Annotated in this window: 14 protein-coding genes and 2 pseudogenes; 5 read left to right on the top strand and 11 right to left on the bottom strand. The window is 52.3% G+C overall.

What is annotated here, in order from left to right:
- Nucleotides 1–11 precede the first annotated feature (11 nt).
- Complete coding sequence (locus V6E55_RS06740; RefSeq protein WP_129995908.1) at nt 12–1,118, top strand: GGDEF domain-containing protein; 1,107 nt, start codon at nt 12–14, stop codon at nt 1,116–1,118.
- Nucleotides 1,119–1,157: 39 nt separating this feature from the next.
- On the opposite strand, the gene V6E55_RS06735 is transcribed toward V6E55_RS06740, so the two are convergent.
- Complete coding sequence (locus V6E55_RS06735; RefSeq protein WP_316942424.1) at nt 1,158–2,657, bottom strand: aldehyde dehydrogenase family protein; 1,500 nt, start codon at nt 2,655–2,657, stop codon at nt 1,158–1,160.
- Nucleotides 2,658–2,898: 241 nt separating this feature from the next.
- Between V6E55_RS06735 and feaR the strand changes: the two genes are divergently transcribed.
- Nucleotides 2,899–3,807 carry a transcriptional regulator FeaR gene (feaR, locus tag V6E55_RS06730; protein WP_316942513.1) on the top strand — a complete coding sequence of 303 codons (909 nt, stop codon included), beginning with the start codon at nt 2,899–2,901 and terminating at the stop codon, nt 3,805–3,807.
- Here feaR and V6E55_RS06725 read toward each other — a convergent pair whose 3' ends face one another.
- From V6E55_RS06725 to V6E55_RS06705, 5 genes are all read right to left on the bottom strand, one after another.
- On the bottom strand, nt 3,808–4,125 hold the full coding sequence (locus V6E55_RS06725; protein ID WP_028017556.1) for a YdbL family protein: 318 nt from the start codon (nt 4,123–4,125) through the stop codon (nt 3,808–3,810).
- Nucleotides 4,126–4,132: 7 nt separating this feature from the next.
- Nucleotides 4,133–4,324 carry a YnbE family lipoprotein gene (locus V6E55_RS06720; protein WP_114977366.1) on the bottom strand — a complete coding sequence of 64 codons (192 nt, stop codon included), beginning with the start codon at nt 4,322–4,324 and terminating at the stop codon, nt 4,133–4,135.
- Nucleotides 4,321–6,960, bottom strand: coding sequence for a YdbH family protein (locus tag V6E55_RS06715; RefSeq protein WP_316942423.1), 2,640 nt, complete (start codon nt 6,958–6,960; stop codon nt 4,321–4,323). The genes V6E55_RS06720 and V6E55_RS06715 overlap by 4 nt, the downstream gene beginning before the upstream one ends.
- A gap of 209 nt (nt 6,961–7,169) precedes the next feature.
- Nucleotides 7,170–7,493 (bottom strand): hypothetical protein, encoded by a 324-nt coding sequence (locus V6E55_RS06710; protein WP_114977368.1) that lies wholly within the window; start codon nt 7,491–7,493, stop codon nt 7,170–7,172.
- Between the two features lie 2 nt (nt 7,494–7,495).
- On the bottom strand, nt 7,496–7,795 hold the full coding sequence (locus tag V6E55_RS06705) for a DUF4225 domain-containing protein (protein ID WP_316942512.1): 300 nt from the start codon (nt 7,793–7,795) through the stop codon (nt 7,496–7,498).
- Between the two features lie 279 nt (nt 7,796–8,074).
- On the opposite strand from V6E55_RS06705, the gene V6E55_RS06700 reads away from it, so the two are divergent.
- Nucleotides 8,075–9,064 carry a 2-hydroxyacid dehydrogenase gene (locus V6E55_RS06700; RefSeq protein WP_114977370.1) on the top strand — a complete coding sequence of 330 codons (990 nt, stop codon included), beginning with the start codon at nt 8,075–8,077 and terminating at the stop codon, nt 9,062–9,064.
- A 42-nt stretch (nt 9,065–9,106) separates the two neighbouring features.
- Here the strand turns inward: V6E55_RS06700 and V6E55_RS06695 are convergent, their stop codons facing one another.
- Nucleotides 9,107–10,315 (bottom strand): MFS transporter, encoded by a 1,209-nt coding sequence (locus tag V6E55_RS06695; protein WP_316942422.1) that lies wholly within the window; start codon nt 10,313–10,315, stop codon nt 9,107–9,109.
- A gap of 453 nt (nt 10,316–10,768) precedes the next feature.
- Between V6E55_RS06695 and V6E55_RS06690 the strand changes: the two genes are divergently transcribed.
- Complete coding sequence (locus V6E55_RS06690) at nt 10,769–11,440, top strand: MgtC family protein (protein WP_236920757.1); 672 nt, start codon at nt 10,769–10,771, stop codon at nt 11,438–11,440.
- Nucleotides 11,441–11,483: 43 nt separating this feature from the next.
- Here V6E55_RS06690 and V6E55_RS06685 read toward each other — a convergent pair.
- The 4 genes and pseudogenes from V6E55_RS06685 to dcp form a co-directional block, all read right to left on the bottom strand.
- Nucleotides 11,484–11,639 (bottom strand): annotated as a pseudogene (locus V6E55_RS06685) (M3 family metallopeptidase); the annotation flags it as partial.
- Nucleotides 11,640–11,794: 155 nt separating this feature from the next.
- Complete coding sequence (locus V6E55_RS06680; RefSeq protein WP_236920758.1) at nt 11,795–13,771, bottom strand: alkyl/aryl-sulfatase; 1,977 nt, start codon at nt 13,769–13,771, stop codon at nt 11,795–11,797.
- 358 nt (nt 13,772–14,129) lie between these two features.
- Nucleotides 14,130–14,270: pseudogene (locus V6E55_RS06675) on the bottom strand (amidohydrolase family protein); the annotation flags it as partial.
- A 128-nt stretch (nt 14,271–14,398) separates the two neighbouring features.
- The gene (gene dcp, locus V6E55_RS06670; RefSeq protein WP_316942421.1) at nt 14,399–16,432 is read right to left on the bottom strand and encodes a peptidyl-dipeptidase Dcp; all 2,034 of its coding nucleotides are present in this window, start codon (nt 16,430–16,432) and stop codon (nt 14,399–14,401) included.
- A 142-nt stretch (nt 16,433–16,574) separates the two neighbouring features.
- Between dcp and ydfG the strand changes: the two genes are divergently transcribed.
- Complete coding sequence (gene ydfG, locus V6E55_RS06665) at nt 16,575–17,321, top strand: bifunctional NADP-dependent 3-hydroxy acid dehydrogenase/3-hydroxypropionate dehydrogenase YdfG (protein WP_023292548.1); 747 nt, start codon at nt 16,575–16,577, stop codon at nt 17,319–17,321.
- The last annotated feature ends 76 nt before the right edge of the window (nt 17,322–17,397 follow it).

Here is a 17,397-nt window from a genome sequence, read left to right as displayed (position 1 = left end):
AAACAACCTTTATGGAAAAAAGAAAAAATTACACACCCGAACTAGCCACCTGGCCAACACGTCAGGCCATGGTGCGCCACGGCCTGGCAATGAACCTGCCGTGGCTGGCTTTTGTGAACCTGAGCTTTGCGCTGATGATCCTGCTGCGCAACGTTTTGTTCGGAAACATCGATGGCATGACAGGTACCTCAAAACAGCTTTCGCTGATGGTTGATGCGTCAATGTTGGGCGTCATTATCCTTTCATCAACGTTGATTATTATGGCCTGGCGGCGTATCGCAGGTATCAGCGTGGTGCTGTTCACCTGTAGCCTCCTCTGGTCGATGTGTGGCTACTGGATCATAAGCGACGTGCAAATTCCGCACGCATGGCCAATTTTCGTTATTCTGATCCTGGCGGGAATGACCGCGCTCTATTTTCACCCGTCCGGGTTGTTATCTTTTGTGTCCCCTCTCTGGATAGCGCTTCCTGTATCCAGTTTTATACTCAATCAAGGAATTAACATTCGCTTCGCAGTGCTCTGGGCTGTCTTTACGCTGATCCTCATCTGCGGACGTTTTATCCTCCTGAGCTGGTTTGAAGAAGCCTGGCGACGTAACCAACAGAATCAGCGACTCATTCTGCGGCTGGACGCGCTGGCGCATCTGGATGCGTTAACCCAGACGGCAAACCGCCGGGCGATGGAGACCGTGCTGGAAAACGCGGTTGATCAGAAAAAAGCCTTCTCACTGATTATGCTGGATGTCGATTATTTCAAACTCTACAACGACACTTATGGCCACCAGGCGGGTGACGACTGTCTGGCGCAGGTGGCACAGGTGCTGAAAAAGTCAGTGCGTACACCTCACGACGTTGTTTCTCGCTACGGTGGTGAAGAGTTTGTGGTGATCCTGTTTGACTGCCCTGAGAACATGGCAGAACAAGTTGCTTTACGCATTCAGGAAGAGCTGCATTCCGCCGCGATACCGCACAGTGGCTCGAAGATTAGCGGGGTTGTCACCGCCAGTATGGGGATTGCGGGGATGGAAGATGGTCTGGCTGGCCCTGAGATCATCGCCCGGGCTGATGCAGCGTTGTATCGGGCGAAAGAGGCCGGGCGGGATCGATGGTCGCGATAATAAAGCCGGGTGAGGCGTAGCCGCCACCCGGCTTGTTTTTTAATACCGCACACACACCGACTTCGTTTCGCACCAACCGTCCAGCCACTCCGGGCCAAAGTCACGTCCGGTGCCGGACTGTTTCATCCCGCCAAACGGCAGGTTGGCGTCGATCAGGGTATGGCTGTTTACCCAGACAGTGCCTGCCTGCAGCCTGTCGGTATATTCCAGCGCCTTGCTGATATTCTGCGTCCAGACGCTGGCCGTCAGGCCATACTCAGTGTCGTTTGCCAGCTGTAGGGCTTCTTCTCCATCGGCCACTCGCACCAGGTTGACCACCGGGCCAAAGACCTCTTCACGGGTGAGCCGCAGCGCGGCATCCGGGTTCACCACCAGCGTTGGTGAAACATAATAGCCTTTACCTTCCGGGCCACGGTTACCGGTGATCAGTTCCGCATGACGGGACTTCGCTTCATCGAGGAAAGTCTGCACTTTGTCGCAATGCGCACGCGAAACCAGCGGGTTAATAAAGGCTTCCGGCGACATGCCCGGCCCGACGCTCAGTGATTTCACCGCCTGTTCAAACCCGCTGACCAGCGTGTCAAACAGCGGTGCTTCAATATAGATGCGGGAGCTCGCCGCACAGACCTGTCCCTGGTTCAGGAAGCTGCCAGTCATCAGGCCTTCGATCACCCATGCAGGGTCGGCATCTTTCAGCACGATGGCCGGGTTTTTCCCGCCCAGTTCCAGGGTCACCCCGGTTAACGTGTCCGCCGCTGTGCGGGCAATTTGCTTACCCGTTGCCGTTGAACCGGTAAAACTCACTTTCGCAATGTGCGGATGCGAGGTCAACGCTGCGCCACACACCGCACCGCTCCCGGTAACCACGTTGAACACCCCATCCGGGATGCCCGCTTCGCTGGCCAGTTCCGCCACGCGCAGCATGGTCAGCGGCGTGGTTTCTGACGGTTTAATCACAATGGAACAGCCCGCTGCCAGCGCAGGCATCACTTTCCACATCCCGATCATCAGCGGGAAGTTCCACGGTACAATTCCGGCTACCACGCCAACGGGCTCTTTGCGCGTCCAGGCCTGATAGCGTGCCCCCTGTGGCAATGGGATGGAGAGGTCCAGCGTTTTGCCCGCGATTTTGGTGGTCAACCCTGCGGTATAGCGCATCCAGTTCAGGGTGCAGCCAACTTCAAAAGCGCGGGAAATGTTAATGGATTTGCCCTGCTCCAGCGTTTCAAGCTGAGCCAACTCCTCACTGTGTTGCTCAACCAGATCGGCAAAATGGAGCAGGATCCGCTCGCGTTCCGCCGGTAATTTTCCGGCCCAACTGCGGGCAACAAACGCACGCCAACCGGACATCACAGCCCGGTCAACATCGTCAACGCTGGCATCGGCAGTCGAGGCAATCACCTCGCCCGTAGCCGGGTTGTAGACATTCAGCCGCTTTTCACTGTCTGACGCGGCCTGACGCCCTTCAATCCACAGGCCATGATGTCGGTCTAAAAACTGCTGCACAGCAGGTTGGATTGCCACCAGTGATTCAGACATAGGGTACTCCTTCGTTATTATTCGTCGGGTGTTAATCCAGTCTAAGAGGGGTTTCGCATTCTCGCTTTTGTCTGTGTGACATTCGCTTTGCCACCTGTGACAGGCTCCGCAAATCGTGATAATTCCGCCTTATATTGCTGTTCCCGGTGAGTGTTCTTTCCTATAGTCAGCCTCATAGCTCTGACAAAATGCAACACAAATGCAACAATGCGAAAACGTTGACGGCGCAGTGAGAGAAACGATGGCGTGTGCAAGTGAGCAGGAACAGTATCAGCAGTGGCTGGCGCAAATTAACCAGGTTTGCGGACGCTTTAACGCGCGTCCTCTGGAGGGAAAATTCTTCGGGGAACTGGAAACCAGCTACGCACGCAGCCTGAAGCTCAGTACCGTTACCGCAGGCGGCGTTAACCTGTTCCGCTCACGCCTGGAGATCACACAGAGTAATGATGCCTGGTTCTATACCGTGTTCCAGCTTGAAGGCAGCGCGGAAATTGAACAGGATGACCGGCGCTCTGTGCTAAAAACCGGTGATATCACGCTGCTTGACGCATCACGTCCCTGCTCAATCAACTGGCAGGAAAAATCCCGCCAGATTTCACTTCTGGTACCCCGTCAGATTATTGAACAGCAGTGTCGGTTTCAGGAGATCAGCTGCGCGCTCCCACTTTCCCGTTCGTTGCCAACAGTACAGCTGAGTCATCGTCTGTTGATGGAAAGTATGAACAATGCTGATCTGAGTGACAGGGAAAGTGAAGCAGCACTCGAAGCGATGGTCTGCCTGTTGCGCCCCGCTTTTCAGCAGCGAGAGTTAATTCAGCCGCGTAAGGAACGTCAGTTCCAGCATGTGGTGGCGCTGATTGACGAGCATATTCAATCTGAATCTCTGCGCCCGGAATGGATTGCCGCCGAAAGCGGTATGTCCGTGCGCAGCCTCTACCGCATGTTTGCCGAGAAAGGACTGGTGGTGGCACAGTACATTAAAAACCGTCGTCTGGATCTGTGCGCACAGGTGCTACGCTCTACCAGTGATGACGAAAAGCTGGCGGGGATTGGCTACAGCTGGGGATTTACCGACCATAGCCATTTTTCCACGGCGTTTAAGCAGCGTTTTGGCGTCTCGCCAGGTGAATACCGCAAGCGCTACCGCTAACTATTTTTTCAGCCATTTTCCGTTAATGCCCTTCACATACTCGCCGGGTTGAGCACGGGCAACCAGTTTTTGTCCCGCCATTTTCGCCACTTCATCGACCGGTAAATTATTGCTGTCAGCCAGCTTCTGGTAGTTTTCCGTGCGCGCGGCATTGATACGGTTAACCAGCGCCAGCGTTTCCGCATCCTGTTGGATCGGGGCAAGATACCCGCTCAGGGTTTCCCCTACACGCCCCTGCGCCCGGGCATCATTTAAGGTGAGCGCAGCCGCCTGCACGTTCATCCCCAGTGCCAGTAAAATCAGAGCTAATCGTTTCATGGCGTCCTCAGAACAGATCGCTGCGCGATTTCAGCAGAGTTTCAACGTCTTTATCGACCTTAATGTGGATCTCATGTTCGATTTTGACATTCATATTGATGGTAATCGGCTCTTTCGGTGCCGCGACTTCAATGCGCGGCGTACAGCCACTCAGTAGCGCGGCAACGGCAACGGTGAGTACACCAGCCATCTTTTTCATTGTTGTTCCTCACTTTCCTTGCCAGTCGAACTGCGGGGACCGGGTATCGCCGCGTGCTGCTCAAACCAGGTTTGCAGGTTGTCTCCAAAACGCAGGCTGCGCCAGAGGGTAAAGAGATTCTCGTCATGGGTATAGTTCAGGTTGACGGTGCTGCTTTTGCCATCGACACGGCTGGTCCCCTTGATGGTGGCCTGCATGGTTAATTGCCCCAGGTTATCTAAATTGATTCTCGTCCACGAACGCGAAATTTCCATATAGCGGAGCCAGTTAATCGCGGCACCCGCGACCATATTATCGTTCACAATGGCATCAGCAGTATCTTTGTCGATACGCAGCGTCATGGGCCCTGGGTTGCTGAGCCAGCCATCTTTGATGATCCATTTTTCATTGTCCAGCCAGAACGGTAGCGCCCCGCTTACCGGGCCTGACATGGCAAACTGTTTCGGATTGACGGCGCTAATCAGTTCGCTGGAAGAGATATTGTCTACGCGCAGCAAGGCCGGATCGTGTTGCGGCATCCTCAGTTGCTGCATGGTGATTTTCCCGCCGAGGGTTTCCACCTTCACGTTGGTGAGCAGGAGTGGGTTTTCCTCGGTCCAGGGGTAGTCCCCCTGGAGATCCGCCGTGATATTTCGTGCGGTGACCAGGTTTTCCACTTCATCTATGCGCAACGTTACCGGACCGCGCGTGCCCAGGGACCAGGTCCCTTCGCTGAAACGAAATGGCAGCACAAAATCGACGCCATTGATCTGGTTATCCGGCATCCAGACACTACCAGACTTCAGCACGCCGTGCCCACCGGCTTCAAAACCCTGATCGGCCGCCGCTGAGAAAGCGACCTGCGCATAGAGTTCCCCGTCACGCAGCGTCATTTTCCAGTCTGGCGGGATCAGCGGCTGAAATACGGTAAGCGACTGTTTTGGCCACCAGGCCTGCCCGCGAAGACGCTGACCATCCCACCGACCATTCACCTGTACCGGGCCAATTTTGTCTGCATGGAGGTCGCCCTTGAACTGGAAAATCGTTGGGTCTGTCCCGTCGACGCTAAAGGTCAGTACCGACGGCGGTAACGCGCTTCCGCCGGAGAAACGGGTTTGCCCTGCGTTGAGCGACAGCGCGCCGCTGAAGGAAGGTTTATCGGGGTCACGGTACCAGCGCACCGGATTATCCAATACCAGACGCGGTTTGCTGACCTCCATGGTGCCGTACTGGAGTTTGTCAAAACCGGTAGAGAGCGCCGTCAGCTCAATGAGTTTGTCACGCCATTCGCCTTTCCCGGCGACATCCCAGCGCGCATTCATCGGCGTAAAACCCCCTTTCCCCCAGTAGCGCCACTGCCACAGACCGTTATCGGGTAAAAAGTCGTTAGCCTGACCATCCAGGTGAAGTTCGAAATCACCCATCTCGTTTTCATGCGCCCGCAGGATGGCCTGTAAACGTCCATCGACACCTTTTGGCGTGAGCTTGACGCCTGCCAGTGGCCAGCGGATTTCGTCGATATCCAGCGAATCAATAATGCGACCGCGCGAGCGCAGTAACGCTCCCGGCTCAAAGGCGAGTTGAGGATCGTTCAAACCGCCGGTTAGTCTGGCCGGGAGTTTGGCGTAAAGCACCAGGTCGTCCTGTTTGGCCTCCCCGCTCAGATGAAGCGGCATGTCGCTGTTTTCCAGGCTGAGCCTGCCCGGTCCAAGATTTAGCACGGCGTTACCCTTCCCGGCATCACCGTGAGTCAGGACATTGAGGCGTCCGGTAAAGGTGGCGTTCTCCAGCCCCTGCTGCCAGTTATCCACACGAAGACCGACGCGACCACTCATCGGCATACCGGAAAGGTTCCAGTTCCAGCGTCCGTCACTGATGTTCAGCTGTTGTGCCGTGATTTGCCAGGGTAAATCAAGTAGCGGATCGGGGTTATCACGCGCCATTACCAGCAATTGCCCCTGATTTTCCTCCCAGTCCAGATCGGCATCGACCAGCGAGGTAAGCTGTGGCACGTTAAAGGTCGCGACCGCGTGGCCTTTCACTGGCACGCCATCGGGAACCAGCGGCAGAGTGAACTCGCCCACCAGTTTTATGGGTTGAGGCTGATCGGGAAGCTGCACATCGAACTGGCTGACTGAAAGCATCTGTCCACGTAGTTTCCCCTTAATACTGACCTGCTCGCCTTTATAGGTTATCTCCTGGATGGCTGGCGTCAGCGAGGCATGAAGCTCGCCTTGCCATTGTTGCCAGGGCGAGAGCGTCAGACGATGAACGGTGATCCAGGTCTTTGGCAAAACCGCCTGCCACTGGGCCAGCGTTTTGGGGGCAACCGTTGATGGCGCAGACTGAGGAATTTTGTTGAAACACACGGAATTAAGCTCAAGCGCACCGATATCCAGTTTCCAGCGGCTTGGACGTGACAGCGTCACGTTATCGACCCGGGCGATCTCACAGTCTTCAACCAGATAGCGAACATCGGGAATGACCAGCGCGTGGCGGGTGATTTTGGGGCTTTGTTCAAAAGCGATACGTGTCCCGACAGGCAGCCAGATACCGGCAAGTGTCGGAACCCACTGGGCGAGCGTCATCAGCAGCGTCAGCGGCAAGAGAATGAATAGCAGTAAAAGCGCAATTGCGGCTTTGTATTTACCCTTCATGGGCAGTTAATATCCTGATTTAGCGAAAGAATTAAGCCGACATTGCCGATCATTGTCGCATGTTTCGCGCTTGAGTTGAAGTTAACGACAATTTAAGGATAGATGCTCTAGCGTTATGCTGTAGAATTTTTATTATGCGTAATCTAAAGAAGCTATTTGATATTCAACAGGTTATGCATAAATTCAGGTGTAAACAGGAAGTTGCGAAGCTAATATCTGTTCCGGGGCATCGCCAGCAGGTAAAGCATGGCAAAAACTAAGGATCCCCAATACACCAGGTCATATCGCCAGGGGTCAAAATCAATATGTAAAAAACCATTCACAAAATCATGACCGTTAGCAAAAATGTTAATCTGAATGGCTGCAATTGCTATCACGAACAATGAGTATGCAATGAAGAGGGGGTATTTGCGTAACTTATTCACCTTTAACTTGCCCAGGTACAATAAGAAGAAAATCGCAATAGATACTGCAAAGTAGTAAATTGCGGGCCAAATGGGAGGGGTCAATGACAATTCAAACTGTTGCGACATAATCAATTCTCTTTAGCAATCTGGTACATCTGCCAACCCGTAACGCTTCCACTGGTCAAGTCCAGAGCCATTGCGGTTTTTGAGGCCTCTTGCCAGCCTCTAATATAATCGGATTCGATGTTACGAAACAGACTCCATGATTTCTCTCTGGGCGTCAGAACTCGCCTACCCGCACCGTATGCCGATAATGAAATATCAACGACACCATAGGCCATATCAGCTTCATTATTTCCGTATCCAAGCTTTGCAGCCGCATAACGATACGCATCTCTTAGAGTCCCTGATCGATCTTCACGATAAATAAGCTGCCATCACATTTTCATGCCTTGTTAAACCGTTTACACAAACACAATCACTTTTGGTGACTTAAGCTCCGATCATCGCCCCCTACGTTAGGACTAACAGGCATACCCAAGGTAAAACGCCCACTTAATGAAGTGTTGAATATGAATATCATGGAGTTAGGGTGTGTGTATGTTCTAGAATAATTGATAGAACTTATTGAATTAAATAATATTTTATAAATTGTAAGATAATTTTAATCATGCTAACGTGAATGCAAAATCACTGGAGAAAGTCTTATGAAACTCGCGGTATATAGCACAAAGCAGTACGACAAAAAGTATCTGCAACATGTTAACGAGGCTTACGGGTTTGAGCTTGAATTTTTCGACTTTCTGCTGTCCGAAAAAACCGCTAAAACGGCGCACGGCTGTGAAGGCGTCTGCATTTTTGTAAATGATGACGGTAGTCGTCCGGTGCTGGAAGAGTTGAAAAAACAGGGTGTGAAATACATCGCCCTGCGCTGCGCGGGCTTCAACAATGTGGATCTCGACGCGGCGAAAGAGTTAGGGCTGAAGGTGGTACGCGTCCCCGCTTACTCTCCGGAAGCGGTCGCAGAGCATGCTATTGGCATGATGATGTCCCTGAACCGTCGTATTCATCGCGCTTATCAGCGTACCCGTGATGCCAACTTCTCGCTAGAAGGGCTGACTGGCTTTACCATGTATGGCAAAACCGCTGGCGTGATCGGAACAGGTAAAATTGGCGTGGCTGCCCTGCGTATTCTGAAAGGTTTTGGCATGCGTCTGCTGGCGTTTGATCCCTACCCAAGCGCTGCTGCGCTGGAACTGGGCGTCGAATATGTTGACCTGTCGACCCTGTTATCACAGTCTGACGTGATCTCCCTGCACTGCCCGCTGACACCGGAAAACTACCACCTGCTCAACCAGGCGGCATTTGACCAGATGAAAGATGGCGTGATGATCATCAACACCAGCCGCGGCGGGTTGATTGACTCTCAGGCCGCCATCGAAGCGCTAAAAACGCAGAAAATTGGTGCGCTGGGGATGGACGTGTATGAAAACGAACGCGATCTGTTCTTTGAAGACAAGTCTAATGATGTGATTCAGGACGACGTCTTCCGTCGCCTTTCCGCATGCCATAACGTTCTGTTCACTGGACACCAGGCGTTTCTGACTGCCGAAGCGTTGATCAGCATTTCGGAAACCACGCTGGGGAATTTGCAGCAGCTGGAAGAGGGTGAAGACTGCCCTAACGCGATAGTGTAAACCACCTGTGCCGGGTGGGCGACGCCCTGCCCGGCCAAAAACCTACACGCTGTCTGGTGCGCGGTCAGTTTCCCATGACCGATGAGCAAAGCGCCACCAGAGCAGGACGGCCATCAGTGCAATCGCGCTCAGTACGCTGAATGCCGTCGCAAAAGAGTAATGACCGGCAATCATGCCAGTTAACGCTGGACTCATGGATGCCCCAATCCCCTGCATCAGCATCACCACACTCTGTCCGGCATTGACGTGACCACTCCCGCGCAACAGCACCACAATAAACGACGGTACCGCGACACCCAGGATCCCGGCTGCCAGTCCGTCGAGAATTTGTACCGGGATCATCATTAACGGCGCATCGGTGGATGCCGCCAGCGCCGCGCGTACTGGCATAACCAGCAGCGCCAGCATAATTAAGCGCCAGTAACCGTAGCGCTCTGTTCGGTGTGCAACCCAGATGGCGACGGGAATCATCACGGCCTGAGAGATGATGACGGTGCCAGCCGCGAACAAACCGGGATTGATTGAGGCAGGTGCTGCGGCAACCCTCATACTCAGCATTGGCAGCAGTGCCGCGTTCGCCAGATGGAACAGCAGAAGCGTCAGCCCGGTAACAAAAAGCGCTCGCTTTTTAAGCAACACTGCAAAACCGGGAACCGGTTGCTTCACTGAAGATGACAACCCCCGCGCGGCTTTGTTATCAATATCCTTATTGCGAATGACAAACAGCGCGCAGAGTGTGAGCAGCGTCGTGCAGGTCATCAGCAGGAAAATCCCGCCGACGCCCCAGTACCAGGCGATACCGCCAGCTATCAGGGCAGTCATAAAGTTACCCGCATGATTAAATGCCTCATTTTTGCCCATCTGCGCACTGAACCCGCTCTGGCCGGTCAGCCCAAGCGTTATCCCGGCGATCAGCGGCCCCACAAACGCCGCACAGATACCGCTGACAATTTGCGAAACGGCAACAACGCCGCTCTGCTGGCTAAACCAGAGCAGGAGCGTACTGAGGGTGATGAGCAGGCACACCAGCGCCAGCACAGACCGTTTACTGCGCGAGGTATCGGTGATGAATCCCGCCGGCAACGTGGCCAGTAAACCCGCCAGTCCTCCGGCCGTCATCAATATGCCGATATCATCGGGGGTCCAGTGGCGTTCGGTCAGAAAAATACCGAGAAAAGGGCCGAGTCCATCGCGGACATCTGCAATAAAAAAACTTGTCAGGCATAGCGCCCGCAGTGAACGAAGAGACATACTGCTTTCCTTTGCATGGTACATGCCTGTTAAAAACTCAATGGAGTATACCGGGTATCGGTGAAAATGAGATGACATCAAAAAAATCTTTTCCCCGAACTTAAACAATTCATAACGAACGTTGTTTTTTCGCTTTACTCATTATCAAGCCTTATTATACTGGCGATAAATTTACACAGGAGTCCTTCGTTGGAAAGTCACTTTATATATGATACGAAGGTAAGCTAGCGCGAATTCCCGCTGCTTGCCTGAACGGTGGGCAGCAATCTCTTCAACGCGATTGCATCCCGGCACATTAAGAACCGCTATAAATGTGGGTAATCGCTATGTTCATGTTTACACATTCACTCTTCCCGCCACCATCGCTCTGAAAATACGTAGTATTTAAATGACGTCATATTGTGCTTTAGCACTGACGTTTAGTATTTAATAACGTAAACAGGCGACAGGCTGATGTTCCCTTATATCTCACATCTGCTCGCAGCAATGCTGCTGGGCGCAATTATTGGCGCAGAAAGACAATGGCGCCAGCGTATGGCCGGGCTTCGTACCAATGCACTGGTTGCTACAGGCGCGGCAGTGTTTATTTTAAGTTCCGTATCGACGTCACCCGATAGCCCCGGGCGCATCGCGGCTCAGATCGTCTCCGGGATTGGATTTCTCGGCGCGGGTGTCATTATGCGTGAAGGGATGAATATTCGGGGTCTGAATACCGCTGCAACGCTGTGGTGCTCTGCCGGCATTGGGGTGCTATGTGGATTAGGTCAATTCTGGAATGCCGCGATGGCAAGTTTAATTATCCTTTGCGCTAACATATTGCTTCGCGAAGCCGCACAGCGGATTAATCAACTCCCCGCGCTCCATGAAGGTGAAAAATGCTATGTTCTGAAAGTGACCTGCAATGATGAGCATGAAGATGCAGTACGGCAGAATGTAGTCACCATGGCACAAGAGTTAACATTAAGTCTGAAGGCCATTTATTCAACGGCTGCGAAAACAGAAGGAACAACTGAAATTCGGGCTGAAGTAATTACTCGGGAGGAATACCGGAAATTACTCGATTTGATTATGGGTAATATGGGTGGGAATAAAATTATCGCTTCCGTAAGCTGTCATGCAATATAAAACAAACCGGGCATCGCGCCCGGTTATCATTTCACTTACTGGCTCAGACATCCAGACTGCGATGTTTGAGCATCGGCTCAATCTTTGGATCATGCCCACGCCAGTTACGATACAGTTCAGCTAAATCCGTACTATTCCCACGAGATAAAATCGCATCACGGAATTTTTGCCCGTTTTCACGGGTTAAACTGATCTCCTCAGAGGACATAATCAGTATGTCGGAAGATCTCTAAAAGTGAATGGTTCGTTTTGCAGTGACATATCGGTTTTCATCCAGCACCAGAAAATCAAATGACGATTGACAGCCCATGGAAATAATAACCCTGCGAGATATATCTCCCGCAGGGTAAGTTTTTATGGTGTAACGATATTGAACCAGAAATCAAATTTATCCATATACCCGAGCATAGCGTCGAGTTTCGCACCATCACCAGAAATTTTCACATCTCCGCTGTCCTGGGCTTGCTTGAGCGTAACCTCTTTCAGGATAATTTTGTTAAGCGTGTCGCGGTTGAGGGTAATGGTGGCGTCTGCATCTTTAGCTTCGGCGTTTGCGGTGTGGTTCAGCACCCCGTTCTCCAGCTCAAGCTTGTACTTGCCACCGTCGCTGCCCAGATCGATGTTAAACACCGATTTAGCATCGCCTGCTTTTTGACCGTTGATATGTACAGCAAGATAGTCAAAGAACATCTCTGGCGTCATCGCGCGAACAGTATCCGGACTGGCGGTATTAGGTGTCGGCCCTTTTACCACACCATTACGCAACTCTTGCGCGCCAGTCAGGTAGAAGTTACGCCACGGGCCAGATTCAGCCTGATACCCAAGCTGTTCCAGCGCATCGGCTTCCAGATTTCGCGCGGTCTGGTTGTTCGGGTCAGCAAAGACCACTTTGCTCACCACCTGAGCTACCCAGCGATAATTCCCCTGATCGAAATCGGTTTTTGCCTTGCTCAGGATTGCATCCGCACCGCCCATATACTCAACAAATTTCTTCGCGCTTTCTTCTGGAGGCAGTTCATCCAGCGTTGCCGGGTTGCCGTCAAACCAGCCCAAATAAAGCACATAAGTGGCTTTAACGTCGTGGCTCACAGAACCGTAGTAGCCACGGTTAGCCCATGTATGCGCCAGTGAGTCTGGGAGCTTGAAGTTAGCGGCGATTTCGTCACGCGTCAGCCCTTCGTTCGCCATACGTAGCGTCTGGTCGTTGATATAACGATAGAGGTCACGCTGGCTTTTCAGCAGTTTGACTACGTTTTCATTGCCCCAGGTCGGCCAGTGGTGCTGTGCCATGATAATTTCAGCTTTATCACCCCAGCGCACAATCGCCTGGTTGATATATTTCGACCACGGCAGCGGCTCGCGGATTTTCGCACCACGCAGCGAATAGGTGTTGTGCAGAGTGTGAGTCACATCCTCAGCTGATTCGATGAGTTTTTTCTCTTCGATATACCAAAGCATTTCTGAGGGTGCTTCAGACCCCGGGGCGAGCATAAAGTCGTAGGTCAGGCCGTCTATAATTTCTTTCTGGCCATCTTTCTCAATGATATTGGTTGGAGTAATCAGCGTTACCGTTCCAGCGGAGGTAGTTGTACCAAGTCCCGCGCCTACCTGTCCTTTAGCATCTGGTTTCAGCAGGTTGCCATACATATAGCTGGCGCGGCGGCTCATTACGTTACCCGCCATGATATTCTCGGCAACGGCCGCTTCCATAAATCCAGCCGGAGCGTAGACTTTCACTTTACCGGATTTAACATCAGCTTCATCCACCACGCCACGTACGCCGCCGTAATGGTCAACATGGCTGTGGGTATAAATGATTGCTACGACAGGTTTCTTGCCACGATTTTTGAAATAAAGATCCATACCGACTTTCGCCGTTTCTGCCGAAACCAGCGGGTCAACAACGGTAATACCTTCTTTACCTTCGATGATGGTCATATTCGACAGGTCAAGATTTCGGATCTGATAAACACCTTCGGTGACTTCAAAAAGACCGCTAATATTAATCAACTGTGATTGACGCCACAAACTGGGGTTGACTGTATCGGGGGCTTTATCACCCTCTTTAATAAAAGAATATTGTTGCGGGTTCCAAATTACGTTTCCTTGTTCCCCCTTGATGACTTCTTGTGGAAGTGGGGCGATAAATCCTTTGTGAGCATTGGTGAAATCAGTGTTATCGGAGAAAGGAAGTTGATTATATAAGGCATTGTTAGCTTGTTGCGTAGGTGCTGTTGCGTCTTTCGATGCCTCAGCAGCCAAAAGAGGCATACTAACTGAGCCCAGAATACCTGCTAAGGCAAGGCTCCTCACTATCATGTTGAATTTCATCAAAACCTCTCGACGGTCTACTGTGTACGTTGGATTTGTAAAAAATAATTTAATGAATGAAGTCATGAATAAATATAATCCGTGTAACATAATTAGCAAGTTTGATTTGCACAGAAAAAAATTGATTTTCTGTTGACATGAACTACGCGCAATCATTAAGCCACTCAACTATTCGCAAGCAACTGTCATTACTTGATATACGTTCGGAAAAAACTGCGTAATACTCATGAAAGACATACTTTAAAGTGTCACCTTCAACTATAACCACTAATTTAAAAAATGTTTTTTAATAATTGATATTGTGATTACAAACACATATTTAAAACCAATAAGAAATATCGAGAGGATGGAATACAACAATTGCTGCATGAAGGCGCACGGTGTCGACACCGACGACCTTGCCATTCTGTTTAGCATTACGCCCGCCAATCATGACGGTATCAATGTTGCTGCGTTCCGTGGCATATACCACCGTGCCGAAGGTGTTTCCGTTCGGATATCCTCCTGCAAATTTCGCAGAATTTAAGGATTCATTTTGGGGAGGAATTTTGGAGGATTTTTTTGGGAAAAAAATCAGACAAGAAACCGGGCATCGCGCCCGGTTCTGTTCTTGCACTACAAAAGACCTTAAGCGCTCAATCCACGGTTCTTCAGCATCGGCTCAATCTTTGGATCGTGCCCACGCCAGTTACGATACAGTTCAGCTAAATCCGTACTATTCCCACGCGACAAAATCGCATCACGGAATTTTTGCCCGTTTTCACGGGTTAAACCGCCCTGCTCGACAAACCACTGATAGCCATCGTCCGCCAGCATTTGCGTCCAGAGGTAGGCGTAATATCCGGCTGCGTAACCGCCGCCAAAGATATGAGCAAAGTAGCTGCTGCGATAACGCGGCGGTACGGCGGGCAGATCCAGCCCCTCTTTTTTCAACGCGGCGGCTTCAAACGCATCAACGCTCTCAGCAGGCTCGCGAATACTATGCCAGTTCATGTCCAGCAGCGCGGCACTGAGCGTCTCCGTCATGTCATAGCCTTTGTTAAATTGGGTCGCACTCAGCATGCTCCTCCGTAGCACCTCCGGCATCGGTTCACCGGTTTCAAAATGACGGGCGTAATGGGCAAATACCTGAGGATGGCTGGCCCAGTGTTCGTTTATTTGCGACGGAAACTCAACGAAATCACGTGGTGTATTGGTACCCGCGAGTGTGGCGTAGCGCTGGCTGGCAAACAGCCCGTGTAGCGTATGACCGAACTCGTGGAACAGAGTAATCACGTCATCCCAGGAGAGTAGCGCCGGGCGTCCATTACCCGGTTTCTGATAGTTACAGACATTGTAGATAACCGGACGGGTGGCAAATTCATAGGATTGCATGACGAAACTGTCCATCCACGCCCCGCCATGCTTGGAGTCACGGGCAAAGAAATCACCGTAGAACAGCGCCATACCAACACCCGTGTGGTCGAAAATTTCCCACACGCGAACGTCCGGGTGATAAACCGGGATATCGAAGCGCTCTACAAAACGGATGCCAAACAGCTGGCTGGCCGTCCAGAATACGCCATCGTGCAGGACGTTATTGAGCGCAAAATACGGCCTGATTTGCGACTCATCTAGAGCATATTTTGCCTGACGTACGCGCTCCGCATAAAAGGCCCAGTCCCAGGGCTGTACGGTGAAACCACCCTGCTCGTCGTCAATGACTTTCTGAATATCGGCCTGCTCGCGTTCCGCGCGGGTACGTGCGGCAGGCACAATACCACGCATAAAGGCCAGCGCGGCGTCAGGCGTTTTCGCCATCTGGTCGGCAATGCTCCAGCTGGCGTAATCCTCAAAGCCCAGCAAGCGAGCTTGTCGCGCACGCAACGCGGTAAGACGAAGGATCAGCGCACGCGTATCGTTCTCATCCCCTTTCTGGGTACGTGTCCAGCCTGCGTTAAACAGATTTTCGCGCGTCTGACGATTGCGTAGCACCGAAAGCGCGGGTTGCTGGGTGGTGTTCAGGAGCGGGATCAACCAGCGGTCGTTGAGATCTCTCTCGGAGGCAGCCTGTGCGGCATCTGCGATCTCGTCAGCGCTAAGACCATCAAGCTGGTGCGCATAATCCACCACCAGCCCGCCCGCTTTATCAGCAGCCAGCAGACGCTGATTAAACTGGCTGGTCAAGGTAGCCGCCTCGGTATTCAGTGCCTTCAGCTCGGTTTTTTCTGTCTCATTCAGACGTGCGCCGGCCAGGATAAACCGCTGATATGTCTCCTCAACCAACCGACGGGATTCAGCGTCCAGCGCGGCACGGTCCTGCCAGACGCTTTCCACACGGGCGAAAAGCGTGTCGTTTAGCCAGATATCGTTCGCCAGCGCGGCAAGTTCGGTGGAGAACTGCTCTTCCAGTTCCTGCAGGTACGCATTAGTGTGCGCGGAGGTCATGGCGAAGAAAACACTGTTGACGCGTGTCAGCATGGCGCCGCTTTTCTCCAGCGCCAGTACGGTGTTGGTGAAGTCTGGCGCAGTGGTCTGGGAGACAATGGCGTCAATATCCGCCCGCTTCTGGCGAAGCGCTTCATCGAAAGCCGGGCGATAGTGGCTATCGTTGATTTCATCAAAACGGGGGGCCTGGTAAGGTAAAAGGCTAATTTCAAAAAAGGGATTCGTGGCCGTCATCTTTTGCTCCTGAGTACGGGTCTTCTCCCAGATTAGGCCAGGCCGCCATCCCCTGCAATGCTGTCATACAAATGTTGCCTTAACGCACCCTCTGCGGCCGTGCTATGTTAGTACAACACAAAAAGCGTTGAGGAACAGTGAGATGATTATTTTAGTTACCGGGGCGACAGCGGGTTTTGGTGAAAGCATCACGCGTCGCTTCGTCGCCAACGGGCACAAGGTGATTGCAACGGGTCGTCGTCAGGAGCGCCTGCAGGAACTGAAAGACGAACTGGGTGACAGCATCCTGACCGCGCAACTGGATGTGCGTAACCGCGCAGCCATTGAAGAGATGATTGCTAACCTGCCTGCCGAATGGCGCGCCATTGATGTGCTGGTCAACAATGCCGGTCTGGCGCTGGGCATGGAGCCTGCCCATAAAGCCAGTGTTGAAGACTGGGAAAACATGATCGACACCAACAACAAAGGGCTGGTCTATATGACCCGCGCGGTGTTGCCGGGAATGGTGGAACGCAATCGCGGCCACATCATCAATATCGGTTCCACCGCCGGAAGCTGGCCATATGCGGGCGGCAACGTCTATGGCGCGACCAAAGCGTTTGTACGCCAGTTCAGCCTGAACCTGCGTACCGATCTGCACGGCACGGCCATTCGCGTCACCGATATCGAGCCAGGTCTGGTGGGTGGAACTGAATTCTCCAACGTGCGTTTCAAAGGTGATGACGCGAAAGCGGACAAAACCTACGAAAACGCTAACGCGCTGACGCCGGAAGATGTCACCGAAACGGTCTGGTGGGTAGCGACACTGCCGAAGCACGTCAACATCAATACCGTAGAAATGATGCCAGTCAGCCAGAGTTTTGCCGGACTTAGTGTCCATCGTGGCTAACTGAGCCCTTCCCGGCCTGCGGGCCGGGTCTGTATCGGGTTATAAAAGAATGGTAGTATGTCCAGGCTAACTCTCT

Source organism: Enterobacter sp. 342, assembly GCF_036663495.1.
GTDB lineage: Bacteria > Pseudomonadota > Gammaproteobacteria > Enterobacterales > Enterobacteriaceae > Enterobacter.
This window is presented reverse-complemented; position numbering and strand designations above follow the sequence as displayed.

What these genes read in the sequence shown, in the direction of transcription:
- V6E55_RS06740 (WP_129995908.1), top strand. Translation starts at nt 12, where the DNA reads ATGGAAAAAAGAAAAAATTACACACCCGAACTAGCCACCTGGCCAACA.
- V6E55_RS06735 (WP_316942424.1), bottom strand. Translation starts at nt 2,657, where the DNA reads ATGTCTGAATCACTGGTGGCAATCCAACCTGCTGTGCAGCAGTTTTTA.
- feaR (WP_316942513.1), top strand. Translation starts at nt 2,899, where the DNA reads ATGGCGTGTGCAAGTGAGCAGGAACAGTATCAGCAGTGGCTGGCGCAA.
- V6E55_RS06725 (WP_028017556.1), bottom strand. Translation starts at nt 4,125, where the DNA reads ATGAAACGATTAGCTCTGATTTTACTGGCACTGGGGATGAACGTGCAG.
- V6E55_RS06720 (WP_114977366.1), bottom strand. Translation starts at nt 4,324, where the DNA reads ATGAAAAAGATGGCTGGTGTACTCACCGTTGCCGTTGCCGCGCTACTG.
- V6E55_RS06715 (WP_316942423.1), bottom strand. Translation starts at nt 6,960, where the DNA reads ATGAAGGGTAAATACAAAGCCGCAATTGCGCTTTTACTGCTATTCATT.
- V6E55_RS06710 (WP_114977368.1), bottom strand. Translation starts at nt 7,493, where the DNA reads ATGTCGCAACAGTTTGAATTGTCATTGACCCCTCCCATTTGGCCCGCA.
- V6E55_RS06700 (WP_114977370.1), top strand. Translation starts at nt 8,075, where the DNA reads ATGAAACTCGCGGTATATAGCACAAAGCAGTACGACAAAAAGTATCTG.
- V6E55_RS06695 (WP_316942422.1), bottom strand. Translation starts at nt 10,315, where the DNA reads ATGTCTCTTCGTTCACTGCGGGCGCTATGCCTGACAAGTTTTTTTATT.
- V6E55_RS06690 (WP_236920757.1), top strand. Translation starts at nt 10,769, where the DNA reads ATGTTCCCTTATATCTCACATCTGCTCGCAGCAATGCTGCTGGGCGCA.
- V6E55_RS06680 (WP_236920758.1), bottom strand. Translation starts at nt 13,771, where the DNA reads ATGAAATTCAACATGATAGTGAGGAGCCTTGCCTTAGCAGGTATTCTG.
- dcp (WP_316942421.1), bottom strand. Translation starts at nt 16,432, where the DNA reads ATGACGGCCACGAATCCCTTTTTTGAAATTAGCCTTTTACCTTACCAG.
- ydfG (WP_023292548.1), top strand. Translation starts at nt 16,575, where the DNA reads ATGATTATTTTAGTTACCGGGGCGACAGCGGGTTTTGGTGAAAGCATC.